The 13,911-nt window shown below is 71.2% G+C and carries 12 protein-coding genes; 4 read left to right on the forward strand and 8 right to left on the reverse strand.

All coding sequences use genetic code 11. The features are described 5' to 3' along the window. Window positions 1-32: 32 nt before the first annotated feature. Window positions 33-740, forward strand: a complete 708-nt coding sequence (locus ACG01O_RS00465; RefSeq protein WP_394379946.1) for a cupredoxin domain-containing protein — start codon at window positions 33-35, stop codon at window positions 738-740. Between the two features lie 88 nt (window positions 741-828). Here the strand turns inward: ACG01O_RS00465 and ACG01O_RS00470 are convergent, their stop codons facing one another. The 4 genes from ACG01O_RS00470 to ACG01O_RS00485 form a co-directional block, all read right to left on the reverse strand. Then, entirely contained in the window at window positions 829-1,560 is a 732-nt protein-coding gene (locus ACG01O_RS00470; RefSeq protein WP_394379949.1) for an ABC transporter ATP-binding protein, read from the reverse strand. Continuing rightward, window positions 1,557-3,431, reverse strand: a complete 1,875-nt coding sequence (locus tag ACG01O_RS00475) for a branched-chain amino acid ABC transporter ATP-binding protein/permease (RefSeq protein WP_394379951.1) — start codon at window positions 3,429-3,431, stop codon at window positions 1,557-1,559. Before ACG01O_RS00475 ends, ACG01O_RS00470 begins: the two co-directional genes overlap by 4 nt. Before the next feature lies 1 nt (window position 3,432). Further along, on the reverse strand, window positions 3,433-4,470 hold the full coding sequence (locus ACG01O_RS00480) for a branched-chain amino acid ABC transporter permease (RefSeq protein WP_394379954.1): 1,038 nt from the start codon (window positions 4,468-4,470) through the stop codon (window positions 3,433-3,435). A 63-nt stretch (window positions 4,471-4,533) separates the two neighbouring features. Next, window positions 4,534-6,249 carry an ABC transporter ATP-binding protein/permease gene (locus ACG01O_RS00485; protein ID WP_394379957.1) on the reverse strand — a complete coding sequence of 572 codons (1,716 nt, stop codon included), beginning with the start codon at window positions 6,247-6,249 and terminating at the stop codon, window positions 4,534-4,536. 212 nt (window positions 6,250-6,461) lie between these two features. Here ACG01O_RS00485 and ACG01O_RS00490 point away from each other — a divergent pair, with 212 nt between their 5' ends. Both ACG01O_RS00490 and ACG01O_RS00495 read left to right on the forward strand, forming a co-directional pair. Continuing rightward, window positions 6,462-8,465: an AsmA family protein gene (locus ACG01O_RS00490; RefSeq protein ID WP_394379960.1), complete on the forward strand. Its 2,004-nt coding sequence runs from the start codon at window positions 6,462-6,464 to the stop codon at window positions 8,463-8,465. Between the two features lie 39 nt (window positions 8,466-8,504). Next, the gene (locus ACG01O_RS00495) at window positions 8,505-8,666 is read left to right on the forward strand and encodes a DUF1328 domain-containing protein (RefSeq protein WP_394379963.1); all 162 of its coding nucleotides are present in this window, start codon (window positions 8,505-8,507) and stop codon (window positions 8,664-8,666) included. Between the two features lie 125 nt (window positions 8,667-8,791). Here ACG01O_RS00495 and ACG01O_RS00500 read toward each other — a convergent pair whose 3' ends face one another. The 4 genes from ACG01O_RS00500 to ACG01O_RS00515 all read right to left on the reverse strand — a co-directional run bounded on the left by ACG01O_RS00500 (window position 8,792) and on the right by ACG01O_RS00515 (window position 12,852). Continuing rightward, window positions 8,792-9,256 carry a hypothetical protein gene (locus ACG01O_RS00500; RefSeq protein WP_394379965.1) on the reverse strand — a complete coding sequence of 155 codons (465 nt, stop codon included), beginning with the start codon at window positions 9,254-9,256 and terminating at the stop codon, window positions 8,792-8,794. 118 nt (window positions 9,257-9,374) lie between these two features. Further along, a complete protein-coding gene (locus ACG01O_RS00505; RefSeq protein WP_394379968.1) occupies window positions 9,375-11,135 on the reverse strand; it encodes a methyl-accepting chemotaxis protein in 1,761 nt (586 codons plus the stop codon). A gap of 194 nt (window positions 11,136-11,329) precedes the next feature. Then, window positions 11,330-12,199, reverse strand: coding sequence for a pirin family protein (locus ACG01O_RS00510; protein ID WP_394379971.1), 870 nt, complete (start codon window positions 12,197-12,199; stop codon window positions 11,330-11,332). Between the two features lie 38 nt (window positions 12,200-12,237). After that, on the reverse strand, window positions 12,238-12,852 hold the full coding sequence (locus tag ACG01O_RS00515) for an FMN-dependent NADH-azoreductase (RefSeq protein WP_394379974.1): 615 nt from the start codon (window positions 12,850-12,852) through the stop codon (window positions 12,238-12,240). Between the two features lie 117 nt (window positions 12,853-12,969). Between ACG01O_RS00515 and ACG01O_RS00520 the strand changes: the two genes are divergently transcribed. Next, complete coding sequence (locus ACG01O_RS00520; protein ID WP_394379977.1) at window positions 12,970-13,884, forward strand: LysR family transcriptional regulator; 915 nt, start codon at window positions 12,970-12,972, stop codon at window positions 13,882-13,884. The last annotated feature ends 27 nt before the right edge of the window (window positions 13,885-13,911 follow it).

A 13,911-nucleotide genomic window follows, 5' to 3' on the forward strand; every position in this document is an offset into this window, starting at 1 on the left:
GGTGGGGCATCTTGACTGCCTGGAGTGCCGACATGAACGCCATCACGAACCCCGCCGCTGGGGCCCGCTCCCCCTTCAACGCCGTCCGACTGGCCGGGTGCATGGCCGGGTGGATGGCCGCCTGCCTGGTGCTGCTCGCCCCGGCGGCTCGGGCGGCTGATTTGACCGTGCGCGTGCTGGACAAAAACGGCCAGCCCCTGCCGGACGCGGTGGTGCTGGTCACCAGTGCCGGTGTGGGTGCGCACCCGGCCCCGTTGATGGAAGCCACCATCAAGCAAGAAAAGCTGCGCTTCAAGCCCGCCCTCACGGTGGTGCACCCCGGTGCGCGCGTCACGTTCACCAACCAGGACGCCTGGGACCACCACGTCATCTTTGGCTTGATGGGGCCCGGGGGCTTCTACCTGGACACGGCGCAAAACCAGCAGCTGCGTCTGGCGGGCAAGGTGGGCGAGACCGTGGCGCAAGACACCCGGGTCCTGGCCAAGCCAGGCGGCTATTTGCTGGGCTGCCACCTGCACAGCTCCATGCGAGGGTTCTTGTACGTGGCCGACACGCCCTGGGCGCAGGCCACGGACGCTGACGGCCGCGTCACCCTGACCGGCGTGCCCGTGGGGCCCGCCAACGTGCGGGTGTGGCACGCCGACCAATTGATGGATGCGGCGCCGCTGCTGGCCCAGGTGCCGGCCGCCGGCACGGCGGTGGTGCTGAACACGGCGGTGCTGCCGCAGAAGCGGCGCTGACGCCGCCGTGCATCAGCACTGAATCAGCACTGAATCGGCACGGGAAGGACACGCCAGCCGGGCAGCCGGGTGCCCGGGCGCTCAGCCCTCAGCCCTTGTGCCCGGCGCCCAGGTAGGTTTCGATCACCCGCGGGTCGGCGGCGAGTTGGTCGGCCGGGCCGCTCAGCACCAGCTCGCCGGTCTCCAGCACATGGCCGTGGTCGGCCACGCGCAGGGCGGCGCGGGCGTTCTGCTCCACCAGCAGGATGCTCACGCCGGTGGCGCGCAGCGCGTCGACGATGGTGAAGATCTCGCGCACGATCAGCGGCGCCAGGCCCAGGCTGGGTTCGTCCAGCATCAGCAGTTTGGGCTGCCCCATCAGCGCCCGGCCCAGGGCCAGCATTTGCCGCTCGCCGCCCGACAGGGTGCCGGCCGCCTGGGCGCGGCGTTCCTTCAGCCGCGGGAAGCGGGCATACACGCCCTCCAGCCCGTCGCGCCAGCGCTTGTCGCCTAGCGCCTTGGGGCGCCAGCCGCCCAGCAGCAGGTTGTCTTCCACGCTCATGGTGCCGAACAGCTCGCGCTTCTCGGGCACCAGGGCCAGGCCGGCGAGCACACGCTCTTCCAGCGTCAGGCGCGAGATGTCTTCACCGGCAAAGCGCAGCGTGGTGCTGCGCGACGGGATCAGGCCCATCAGCGCGCCCAGCAGCGTGCTCTTGCCTGCGCCGTTGGGGCCAATCACGGTGACCACGCTCTTCTCAGCGGCCGAGAAGCTCAGCCCCTGCAGCACTTCCGCGCGGCCGTAGCCGGCGTGCAGGTCTTGCACTTGCAGCAGCGCGCTCATGCCTGCCCCTCGTTCGATGAGTCCATCGACCGATCCCCCGAGGAGATGCCGGCCGGCTTGGGAGCGGCCCGGCGCTCGTCCGGCAAGTCATCGGCTCCCAGGTAGGCGGCGCGTACGGCGGGGCTGGCCTGCACTTCGGCGGGCGTTCCCTCCATCAGCCAGCGGCCGAATTCCATGACGACGATGCGGTCGGTCAGCTTCATGACGAAGTCCATGTCGTGCTCCACCAGCAGCAGCGACAGGCCCTCGGCCTTGAGCTGCTTCAGCACCTCGGCCAGGGCTTGCTTTTCCTTGTGGCGCAGGCCGGCGGCGGGTTCGTCCAGCAGCAGCAGCGAGGGGTCGCTGGCCAGCGCGCGGGCGATTTCCACCAGGCGCTGCGGCCCCAGGGCCAGGTTGCCGGCCAGCTCGTGCGCCTGGGCTTCCAGCCCGATGCGGCGCAGCTGGCGCAGCGCTTCGGCGCGGGCCTGCATTTCTTCGGCCCGGTCCAGCCCGAGCATGGCGGCGGCGGTGCCGCTTTGGGTGCGCAGGTAGCAGCCCAGGGCCACGTTCTCCAGCACTGTCATGTCGGGCACCAGCTTCACGTGCTGGAAGGTGCGCGACAGGCCCGCACGGGCGATCTCCCGGCTGCCGCGGCCGTCCACCCGCTGGCCCAGCAGGCGCACCTCGCCGGAGGTGAGCGGCAGCACGCCGGAGATCAGGTTGAAGGTGGTGCTCTTGCCCGCGCCGTTGGGGCCGATCAGGCCCACGATGTCGCCGGCCTGGATGCTGAAGCTGATGTCGTTGACGGCCGTGAGTCCGCCGAACTGCTTGCGAATCTGCCGCACCTCCAGCAGCGCCGCGCCGCGCGGCGGGTGGCTGCGGGCGCTGAGGCGGGGCGCGTGTTCGTCCACCGCCCGGCTGCCGCGTGCGGGCAGCCAGCGGGCGATGAGCCGCGAGATCAGCGGCCACAGGCCCTCGGGTGCAAAGCGCAGCACCAGCACCAACACCACGCCGAACACGATGATCTCGTAGTTGCCCGAGCCGCCGAACACCAGCGGCAGCACCACCTTGAGTTGGTCTTCTGCCAGCTTCACCAGCGCCGCGCCCGTGAAGGCGCCGCCCACGGTGCCGATGCCGCCCAGCACCGCCATGAACAGGTACTCGATGCCGAACTTGATGCCGAACGGCGACGGGTTCACGCTGCGCTGCATGTGGGCGTACAGCCAACCCGACACACAGGCCAGCAACGCGGCCACCACGAACATCGTCAGCTTGTGGCGGAAGGTGCTGGCGCCCATGGCCTCGGGCATGGTGCTGCCGCCGCCCCGGTTGGTGTTGAGCGCCCGCATGATGCGGCCCGGCCGCGAGTCCAGCAGCCGCGTCACGCCCACGGCGGCCAGCAGCGCGGCCACCCAGATCAGCCCGTAGATGCGCCGCTCGCTCTGGAAGCTGAAGTCGCCCACCGTCAGCGCCGGCAGGCCCAGCAGCCCGTCGTACTTGCCCAGGGCCTCCAGGTTGCCGATGAGGTAGTACAGCGCCAGGCACCAGCAGATGGTGGCCAGCGGCAGGTAGTGGCCCGACATGCGCAGCGTGAGCGCCCCAATGGCCAGCGCCAGCACCAGCGTGATGGCCAGCCCCGCCACCAGGCCCAGCCAAGGCGACAGGCCCATCACGGTGGTGAGGTAGCCGGTGGCGTACGCGCCCACCCCGGCGAACGCAGCCTGACCGAACGAGGTGAGCCCACCCACGCCGGTGAGCAGCACCAGGCCCAGCACGACCAGCGAAAACAGGCCGATGTAGTTGAGCTGCGTGATCCAGAAGTCCGGCACCGGCGCGAAGGGCAGGGCGAGCAGGGCGACGGCGGACGCGGCCGCAAGGTGAGAGCGCTGCATGTCAATGCTCCTCATGGTGTGGGTCCACGAAGGACCGCCAGAGCAGCACCGGCAGGATCACCGTGAACACGATGACCTCTTTGAAAGCGCTGGCCCAGAAGGAGCCGAAGCTCTCGATCAGGCCCACGCCAATCGCGCCAGACAAGGCCATCGGAAAGCTCGCCAGCCCGCCGAACACCGCGGCCACGAAGCCTTTCAGGCCGATCAGGAAGCCGGTGTCGTAATAGATGGTGGTGGACGGTGCGATCAGCAGGCCCGACAGCGCGCCGATGAAGGCGGCCATGGTGAAGGTCTGGCTGCCAGCGGCGTCGCCCGAGATGCCCATCAGCCGTGCGCCGGTTCGGTTGACCGAGGTGGCGCGCAGGGCCTTGCCGGTGAGCGTGCGCTCGAAGAACAGGTACATCGCCACCAGCAGCGCCACCGAGGCGCCGAAGATGATCAGCGTCTGCCCGGTCAGGCTCAGCGGGCCGACGTCAAAGCGCGCCTCCCAGAAGGCCGGCGTGCGGTAGCCCTCGGCGCCGAAGAACACGAGGCCGATGCCCGTCAGCGCGAAGTGCACGCCCACCGACACGATGAGCAGCGTCAGCACACTGGCGCCCGACAGCGCGCGGTAGGCCAGCCGGTACAGCAGCGGGCCCATGGCGGTGACGAGGCTCAGCGTGATCAGCACCTGCATCCACAGCGCCGGCTGGCGTGCGGCCACCTCGGGCAGGGCCAGGGCCATGCCGATCGGAAAGCTCAGCGTTTGAACCAGGCCCCAGGCCACCGTGCCGGCCGGGCGCCGCTCCCGCAGGGCCTGCGCCACGTCCAGCACCGCGGCGGCCACGGCCAGCAGCAGCAGCAGCCACACCGTGCCGGGCACCTTGCCCATTTGCAGCGAAGCCAGCGTGAGGGCCCCGAAGGCGACGAACTCGCCCTGGGGAATGAAGATGATGCGGGTGACGGAAAACACCAGCACCAGGGCCAGGGCGACCAGGGCGTAGATGGCCCCGTTGGTGAGGCCGTCGAGCCCGAGGATGGCGGCAATCGTGAAGTCCATGGCAGCGCGTCGTGAAGGCGGCAGCCATCCTATCGGCGATTGCTCGACCGATCGGTCGGGAGTTCACCGAGGCGGCGCGGTCGGGCTCGGGGCGGGCGGGGGCGTGTGCGCCGCCGGCGTGGTGCGTGCCAGGCGCCAGCGGCCACCGCCAGTGAGTTGCAGCACCTGCTTGTGAAAGCCCGCCACCGCCGCGCGGTGGGCGATGCTGATGAGGGTGGTGCCGCGGGCGCGAAGGCGTTCGTACAGGCGTTGCTGGTTGGCGTCGTCCAGCGCGCTGGTGGCTTCGTCCAGGATGGCCAGACGCGGTGCGTGCACCAGCAGCCGGGCAAAGGCCAGGCGCTGCTGCTCGCCGCCGCTGAGCACTTTCTCCCAGTCCCTGCTGCGATCCAGGCCGCCGTCGGCCTCGGCGAGGTGGCGCAGTTGCACCTCGTCGAGGATGCGCAGCAAGGCTGCATCGTCCAGTGCCGTCTGCGTGCTGGGGTAGATGAGCTGGCTGCGCAGGCTGCCGCTTTGCAGGTAGGGCCGCTGCGGCAGAAAGAACACCTGCTCGCGCGGCGGGTGCGACACCTGGCCGCTGCCCTGCGTCCACAGCCCGGCGATGGCGCGCAGCAGCGAACTCTTGCCGCACCCGCTGGCGCCGGTGATGAGCAGCGAGCCGCCTTCGGGAACGCTCAAGTTCAGCTTCTCCACCAACACACGGTCGCTGTCGGGGGCCTGCACGGTGAGGTTCTGCAAGTGCAGGTCATGCCCGGCCTCGCGAGCGATGCCGGGTGTTGCGGGCGGTGACTCCAGCACCTGGGCCAGGTCGTGCAGGCGGTCGATGCCGGCCACGAAGCGCGACAGGCTCTCGAAGTTGTCCACGATCAGCGAAATCGCGCCCAGCACTGCCGCGAACGCGCCGCCCGCTTGCACCGCCTGGCCCACCTCCAGCCGGCCCGACAGCACGTCGTGCGCCAGCACCACGCTGGGCACCAGCAGGCTCAGCTGGCTGAAGCCGCGCTGGAACAGGTTCAGCCCGAACTGCGCGCGGATCAGCCGCTGCGTGTTCAGCAGCGTGGCGCGCAGGCGCTGTTGCAGTTGGTGGCGCTCCTGCGCTTCACCGCCGTAGAACGCGATGGACTCGGCGTTCTCGCGCACCCGCATCAGGCGAAAGCGCAGGTCGGCTTCGCGCTTGAGTTGCCAGTGGTTGAGCCGGATCAACGGCCGGCCGAACAGGCCCAGCGACAGCACCGTGCCCGCCACCGCATACGCCACCAGAAAACCCACCAGCGTGTGCGACAGGCCCCACAGCACCGCGCTGAACGCCACCAGCTGCATCAGCGAGCCCAGCAGGATCAGCAGGAAGTGCAGCGAGCGGCCGGTGAAGGTGTTCACGTCTTCGGCGATGCGCTGGTCGGGGTTGTCGATCACGTCGCTGGCGAGGTGGAAGTACCGGCGCTCGCGCAGGTAGCCGTCCAGGTAGCGCTGGGTCAGCCAGCGCCGCCAGTCGTTGGCGTAGGCGTCGCGGGCGTAGTAGTACAGCGCGAACACCGGCACCGCCAGACCCAGCACCTGCAGCATCTGGCGCACGGCAGCCCAGAAGCGATCGGCGTCGCGGGCGGCCAGCGCCGAGGTCAGCTCCCCGGTCTGCGTGTTCAACCGCACGGCCAGTTGGGTGTCGGCCAGCATCAGCAGCACCAGGCCGGCCAGAAAGGCCCAGGCCCATGCCCGCCGGTCGCCTCGCCAGTAGGGCTGGGCCACGGTGATGAAGCGCTGCAGCGCGGAAGGAGTTGCGGCCATGGGACGAGCGTGGAGTGGTGTGAGCAAGGCTAGTCAGCGGCGCAGCGCGCCGTTGTCGGACGGCACGCCGCGCCGCTCAAGGCCGAGGGCGCCTTCGCCAGCGCCGGGACAGATAGACCTGCTGGACGGGGCCGGCGGCCGTCGCCTGCGCCTACACGGCAGGTCGCTGGCGTCCCACGCCGGCGGCGCCGCCCGGCCGGCAGCATGGGGGCATGAAGTTCGCTTTCAAAGCCGTCGGCGCCGCGGTGCTTGCCGTCATCGCCGCTGCAGCCGGCATGGAGTGGGCCGGCTGGCCCGGCCTTGCCCCCGGCTTGGCCGCCCGTGCCGAGCGAGGAATGGACCTGGACGCCGGCGCCCGCGTGCACCTGCTGCTGCGCCCGCGTCTGCAAGCCTCGCGGCTGCGCGTGAGCGGCTCCGGCGGCGAGCCCCTGGCCGACGCCCGTGGCCTGCTGCTGCACTGGCAGTGGGGCGACCTCTGGGCTTGGCGGCGTGGCGCCCCGCTGCGATTGCGGCTGGTGCAGGCCGACGCGTTGACCTTGAACTGGCAGCGCGACGCCGCCGGCCGCACGGCCTGGCCCGTGCAGCCCAGCGGCCAACGCCAGGAGCCCGCCGCGCTGCCGCAGATCGACCATCTCGTCATCCGCGAGGGGCAGGCCCGCCTGGATGACGCCCCGTTGCAGCTCCGGGGCGATGCCCGCTTCGCCACCCAGGCTGACGGCCGGTGGACGGCGGCGCTGCAGGGCGAGCTGCGCGGCCAGCAACTCGCCTTGTCTGCCGAAGCCGACGCGGGCGTGGCGCTGTTCGCCCCGGCCGACGCCGGCCTGCCCCCCGTGCAGCTGCGCGCCGAGCTGACGCAGCGCCACGGCCGCCTTGCCTTTGCCGGCACCGCCGCGTCGTTGCTCGACGCCCGCGCGCTCGACGGCGCGCTGCAGGTGCGCGGCAACTCCCTGGCGGACATCGGCCGACCCTTCGGCCTCGCGCTGCCGCGCACGCCGCCCGTCACCCTGGCCGGTCGGTTGCTGCACGCTTCGGGGGTGTGGCAGCTGAACGGCGCGCAGGCCCGCGTGGGCCAGAGCCAGCTGGCGGGGGACTTCGCCTTCGATACGCGCCCAGCCGCCGCCGGCGGGCGGCCTCAGCTCAGCGGGCTGTTGCGTGGCGGGCCGTTGCGCCTGGCCGACCTCGGCCCCGCGGTGGGCACCGACACCCGGCCCAGCCGCCCCGGGCGCGTGCTGCCCGACCGGCCGCTGGACCTGCCCGCGCTGAACCTGATGGACGCCCGCGTGGCCATTGCCCTGAGTCAGCTCGACCTCGGCACCGCCCGCCTGGCCCCGCTGGCGCCGGTGAACGCCAGTCTGGTGCTGGAAGGCGGTGTGCTGAGCCTGTCCTACCTCAACGCCGGCATGGGCGGCGGCGAGGTGGCGGGTTCGGCGCGGCTCGACAGCCGCCCCAGCCCGCCCCTGTGGCACGTGACCCTGGGCGTGCAGGGCATGGCCCTGGAGCAATGGCTGCGGCTTCAGCCCCGCGCGCTGGCCCAGGACCCAGTCACTGGCCGGCTGCGGGCCGAGCTCGACGTGCAGGGCCGGGGCCGCAGCACCGCCGAGTTGCTGGGCAGCCTGACCGGGCCGGTGCGGCTGCAGATCGACCAGGGCCGCCTGTCGCACCTGCTGACTGAAGGGCTGGGCCTGGACCTCGCCCAGGGCCTGGCCGTGTGGCTGCGCGGCGACCGCATGCTCACGCTGAACTGCGCGCGGCTGGAGGGGCGGTTTCAGGCCGGGGTGCTGCGCCCGCGCACGGCCGTGGTGGACAACCGCGACAGCCGCTTCGACATCGACGGCCGCATCAGCCTGGCGGACGAGACGCTGGACCTGCGCCTCGTGGCCCACCCCAAGGACTTTTCGTTGCTGACGTTGCGCTCGCCGCTGCGCGTGCAGGGCACGCTGGCCGACCCGCGCGTGGCGCTGGAAGGCCGGGCTCTGGGCGGCAAGGCTGTTGCCGCCATCGCCCTGGGTGCGCTGGCGCCACCCGCGGCCCTGCTGGCCTTTGTGGACCCCGGCGAAGACCTGCCACCCGTTCGCTGCGGCAGCACGGCGGCGGTGTCGTCTTCTGCGGCGTCTGCAGCGTCTGCGGCATCGGCGGCATCGGCGGCATCGGCGTCGGCGCCCTCCTACTCCCCGGCACGGCCGGTGCCGGCACCGCGGCCACGAGCGGAAACCTAGATTGGGCAGGTCCACACACCCCCTTGAAGGAGACCTTCCATGTTGCGCTACGCCATCATCTTTTTCGTCATCGCCCTCGTGGCGGCGCTGTTCGGCTTCGGCGGCATTGCCGCCAGTGCGGCCGGCATTGCCCAGCTGCTGTTCTACGGCTTCGTCATCCTGGCCCTCGTGAGCCTGGTGGTGGGGCTGGTGCGCCGATAGGCGCACCCCGGCGCCCGCGCGCCGTCCGGGCTGCCGGGCGGCGCGCAGGGCGTGAAACGAGGGGCCTCGCAGGCCCCTGATGGAACGTTCGCGTGTGCTTCGCGCCGGGTCGGGCGCGAGTCGTTTCAGCGGCGGGTGTGGGGTTGGTCCTGCACGGCGTCCAGGAACTCGCGCAGCGTGCCGGCACAGGGCCGTTGCGGGCACAGGAACAAGCCTTCGGCTTCCGCCGGCACATCCGCTGGGAAGCCCAGAGTGCCGAGCGACTGCAAGGCCTCGCCGCACAGGGCCACGGTGCGGCCGCAGCGCCAGGCCATTTTCAGCAGCGATTGCAGGCGCGCACACGCCCGCGGCGCGGCCCAGGCGTCGGAGTTCAGCACGATGAGCCCGTCGGCCCAGTCGGCCTCGACCGGGGGCTCGCCAAAGCCGTCGTCCAGCCGCCAGTCCAGCCGGCGAACGCGGTCGTCGGCGGCCAGCACGGTCAAGTCGCTGGCCGAGGCTTGCAGGGCGTCGGCGGTGCCGATCACGCACACCCGCACGCGGGCGGGCGCTGCGCAGGGCAGGGGTGGTTCGGCAAGTGCGGTGGGGTCCATGGCGCGTCAGCTCCGGCGGCGGGGATGCCGCCACTGTGGCTGGGCGCGCGGGGCTTGCGGGTGGGCGCCCGGCCAGCCCTCACGTAGGACGGCGCCGGGGCGCTACCACCCCGCAGGGTCAGAAGCTGGTCCAGTCGTCGTCGCCCCCGGCCGCCGGAGCCGCTGGGGTTGCAGCGGCCGCGCGGGGCGACGGGGATGCGGTGGCCACGGGCGCGGGCGCCGGGGCTTTGGCCGGGGCGCGCGGGGCGGCGGCGGGGCGCATGCTGGGCGCACGGGCGGGCGCGCGGTGCGCGGTGGGCGCTGCGTGTGGCGCCCGGACCGCGTGGCTCGCCCCATCGGTCGTGCGGAACGCGCCGACGATTTCCACCATCTGCACCGCCTGCTGGCGCAGGCTCTCGGCCGCCGCGGCGGACTCTTCCACCAGCGCGGCGTTTTGCTGCGTGGCCTGGTCCATCTGCGAGACGGCCTGCTCCATCTGGTTCACGCCATCGGCCTGCTCGGCGCTGGCGGTGCTGATCTCGCCCACGATGTCGGTCACGCGCTGGATGGCCTGCTCCAGCGACTGCATGGATTGGCCGGCCGTGTCCACCTGCTGGCTGCCGCGCTCCACCTGCTCCACGCTGTGGGTGATGAGGCTCTTGATTTCCTTGGCCGCCTCGGCGCTGCGCTGCGCCAGCAGGCGCACTTCGCCGGCCACCACGGCAAAGCCGCGGCCTTGCTCGCCGGCCCGCGCGGCTTCCACCGCGGCGTTCAGGGCGAGGATGTTGGTCTGGAAGGCAATGCCGTCGATGGTGCCGATGATGTCGCTGATGCGGCGGCTGGATTCGCTGATGCCCCGCATGGTGCTCACCACATCGCCCACCGCGCTGCCGCCCTGGCGCGCGGCTTCGGAGGCGCTGCGGGCGAGTTGGTCGGCCTGGCGGGCGTTGTCGGCATTGCTGCGCACGGTGGTGGCCAGTTCGGCCATGGTGGCGGCGGTTTGCTGCAGGGCCGAGGCCTGTTCTTCGGTGCGCTGGCTCAGGTCGGTGTTGCCTTGCGCGATCTGGCTGCTGGCGGTGGACACCGACTCGGCGTTCGCCCGCACCCGGCCCACGGTTTGCATGAGGCCCTGGCGCATGCGTTCCAGGGCGGCCATCAGCAGCGCAGGCTCATCGGTGCCGCGGGCGTCGATTTCCTGGCGCAGGTCCCCACCGGCCACCGCATCGGCCACTGCCACCGCCCGGCCCAGCGGCCCGGTGATGGAGCTGATCAGCAGCCGAGAGGCCAGCAAGGCCAGCAGGGCGGCCGCCACGGCGATGCCGATCACCACGTTGCGCGCGGTCTTGTACGCGGTTTCGGCTTCGCCGCCCGCCTTCTCGGAGCCTTGGGTGTTCAAGGCCACCAGCTGGTCCAGGATGTCGGATGCCGTCGCAAAGTGCTTGCGGGACTCGCCTTCCAGCAGCGCCCGCGCCTGGTCGGTTTCGTTCTTGCGCGAGTGGGCGTAGATCTTCTCGTGCACCGCCATGAACAGCTTCCACTCCGAGAGGAAGTCGTTGTAGAGCTTTTGCTCCTCGGGCGAGCTGATGAGCTTGCTGTAGGCGGCGTTGTTCTTCTGGAACTCGGCCAGCGCGGCGGCCATGGCCTTTTCTTTGACGGCCATGTCGGCGTCATCGGTGGCCAGCACGTGGCCGTACTCGGCAAGGCGGTAGTCGGCCGCGTTGTTGTTGATCTGGTTCACGGTGGCCACGCTGGGCAGCCAGTTGGTGGTGATCTCGTTCGTTTCGAAACGCATGCGCTGCATCTGCACCAGCGCTGCCGCCGAGATCACGATCAGCAGCAGCAGCATCAACCCCATCGCCGCTGCGAGCCGCGGGCCGATCTTCCATTGCATGGGGTTCATGTCGCCTCCGTGTGACAAGCGCGCCCCGCCACCGTGGCGGGGTCAGCTTGGGGCAGAAGTCTGCCGTCGGCGCCTGAAACTGTCACGGCAATGGTGCACGAACGCCTGGTTTTGATAACGATTGCAGGCATTCCTGCACGAGCGGGGTGCGCCGGGCCTGGCGGCCGGCTCACGCACCGGCCGCAGGGCGCGCTTCAGGCCAGCCGGCCGGCCTGGAAGTCACGCACCGCCTGCACCAGTTCGGCCTCGGTGTTCATCACGAACGGGCCGTACTGCGCGATGGGCTCGCCCAGCGGCTGGCCCGCCACTAGCAGGGCACGGGTGGGGGCGTCGCCGGCCTGCAGGCGCACGCCGTCACTGCCGGCGGTGTTGGCCAGCACGGCCATGCGCCCGGCCGGCACGCGGCAGCCATTGCTCCAGGCCAGCGCACCTTCGTACACGTACACGAACGCGTTGTGTGTGGCCGGCAGCGGCTGCTCGAACACGCCGCCTGCGGGCAGGTGCACGTCCAGGTACAACGGCTCGGTGACGGGCCGCTGCACTGCGCCGGCCACGCCGTGGCTCTGGCCGGCAATCACACGCACCGTGGCGCCCTGGTGCTCGAACGTCGGCACGTCCGGCCCCTGCACGTCCTGGTAGGCCGGCGGGCAGAGCTTGTCCTTGGCGGGCAGGTTCAGCCACAGCTGAAAGCCGGCCATGCGGCCTTCGCGCTGCTCGGGCAGTTCGCTGTGGATGACGCCGCGGCCGGCCGTCATCCATTGCACGCCGCCGTCCGACACCAGGCCTTCATGCCCGGCCGAGTCGCGGTGGCGGATGCGGCCGTGCAGCATGTAGGTCACGGTCTCGAAGCCGCGGTGCGGGTGGTCGGGGAAGCCGGCGACGTAGTCGTCCGGGTTCTCCGAGCCGAAGTGGTCCAGCATCAGGAACGGGTCCAGCCGGCGTTGCAGGTCTTGCGTCAACACGCGTTGCAGGCGCACGCCGGCCCCGTCGCTGGTGGGCTGGCCGGCCACGAGGCGTTCGACCTCGCGGGGGCGGGTCAGGGCAGCGGTGGGGGCGGGGCTCATGGAGGGCTTTCAGTTCAAAAAAGGGCGGGGGTGGCCGCTCAGGCCGTCAGCAGTTCGGTGATCTGAGCGCGGGCTTCGGTCACGCCGCGCTCGGCGGCCTCGGGCCCCATGTTCAGGCCTTCAGCGTAGACGAAGGACACGTCCGTCATGCCCAGGAAGCCGAGCACCGTGCGCAGGTAGGGCGTGATCTGGTCGGTCGGCTGGTTGCGGTGCACTCCGCCGCGGCTGCTGACGACGTAGACCTTCTTGCCCGTGACCAGGCCTTCGGCGCCCTGCGGGCCGTACTTGAACGTGACCCCGGCGCGCGCCACCGCGTCGATCCAGTTCTTGAGCTGGGCGCTGATGTTGAAGTTGATCATCGGCGCACCGATCACCACCACGTCGGCCGACAGCAGCTCGGCGATCACGCCGTCGTTCAACGCCACGCGGGCGGCTTGGTCGGCGGTGCGGGCGTCCGCCGGGGTGAACAGCGCGCCCAGCGTGGCTTCGTCCAGCACCGGCAGCGGCTCGGCCGCCAGGTCGCGCACGGTGACGCGGGCGTCCGGGTGGCGGGCCTGGAGGCCGGCCGTCAGTTCGCGGGCCAGGCGGGTGGACACCGAGCCCTGATCGTCTTGCAGGCGACGGGCGCTGGAATTGATTTGCAGGATGTGCATGAAGGGCTCCGTGAGCGAAGGGTGGATGGGATGGCATTCACTGTATGGTTGCTCCCGAAGTCACAGAAGTTGTCACTTTGCATAAGATTGTTCCGCTCATGGAACGAAAGGGTGGTCGTGGAATCGGATGCCGATGATTTGCTGCTGTTCGCGCGGGTGATGGACGCGGGCAGCTTCAGCCGTGCGGCCGAGCGGGTGCGCTGGCCCAAGAGCACCGTGTCGCGCCGCATTGCCGCGCTGGAGGCCCGCCTGGGCGAGAAGCTGTTGCACCGCAGCACCCGTCGCCTGGCGCTGACCGACTTCGGCGCGGGCGTGCTGGAACACGCGCGGGCGGTGGCGGCCGAGGTGGACGGCGCCTTGGCGCTGGCCCTGCACCGCCAGAGCCGGCCCAGCGGGCGGCTGCGGGTGAGCATGCCGGCCGACTTTGCCCAGAGCGTGGCGGCCACGATGCTGTCGCGCTTCGCGCAGCAGTACCCCGAGGTGCAGCTGGAACTGGACCTCACGCCCCGCCGGGTGGACGTGGTGGGCGACGGCTTCGACCTCGCCATTCGCATGGGCGAACTGGACCCCGACAGCCAACTCGCCGCCCGGCGCCTGGCCACCACGCACTGGGGCCTGTACGCCGCGCCGGACTACCTCGCCCGCATGGGCGAGCCACTGCTGCCCGAGGCATTGGCCTCGTTGCACGGGCTGCTGCTGCTCGGGCGCAATGGCGAACCGGTGCCCTGGCGGCTGAGCCAGGCGGACGAAGCGCCGGTCGTGCTGCGACCCAGCCAGCGCACGGTGGCGAATTCCCCCAACCTGCTGGCGCAGATGGCGCTGGCCGGGGTGGGCATTGCGGGGCTGGACCGGCTCATGGTGGCCGACGCGCTGGCCACCGGCCGGCTGCAACGGGTGCTGCCGCAGTGGCACCTGCCGGGCGACACCGCATGGGCGGTGTTCCCGGAGCGGCGGCTCATGCCGCTGAGAACGCGGGTGTTTCTGGAGGCGCTGGCGGCCCTGATGGCCGCCTGCCCGACGGTGACGGACTGACGCAGGCCGCGCCGTGGCGGCGCCAGC

Source organism: Pelomonas baiyunensis, from assembly GCF_043555935.1.
GTDB classification, from domain to species: domain Bacteria; phylum Pseudomonadota; class Gammaproteobacteria; order Burkholderiales; family Burkholderiaceae_C; genus Pelomonas; species Pelomonas baiyunensis.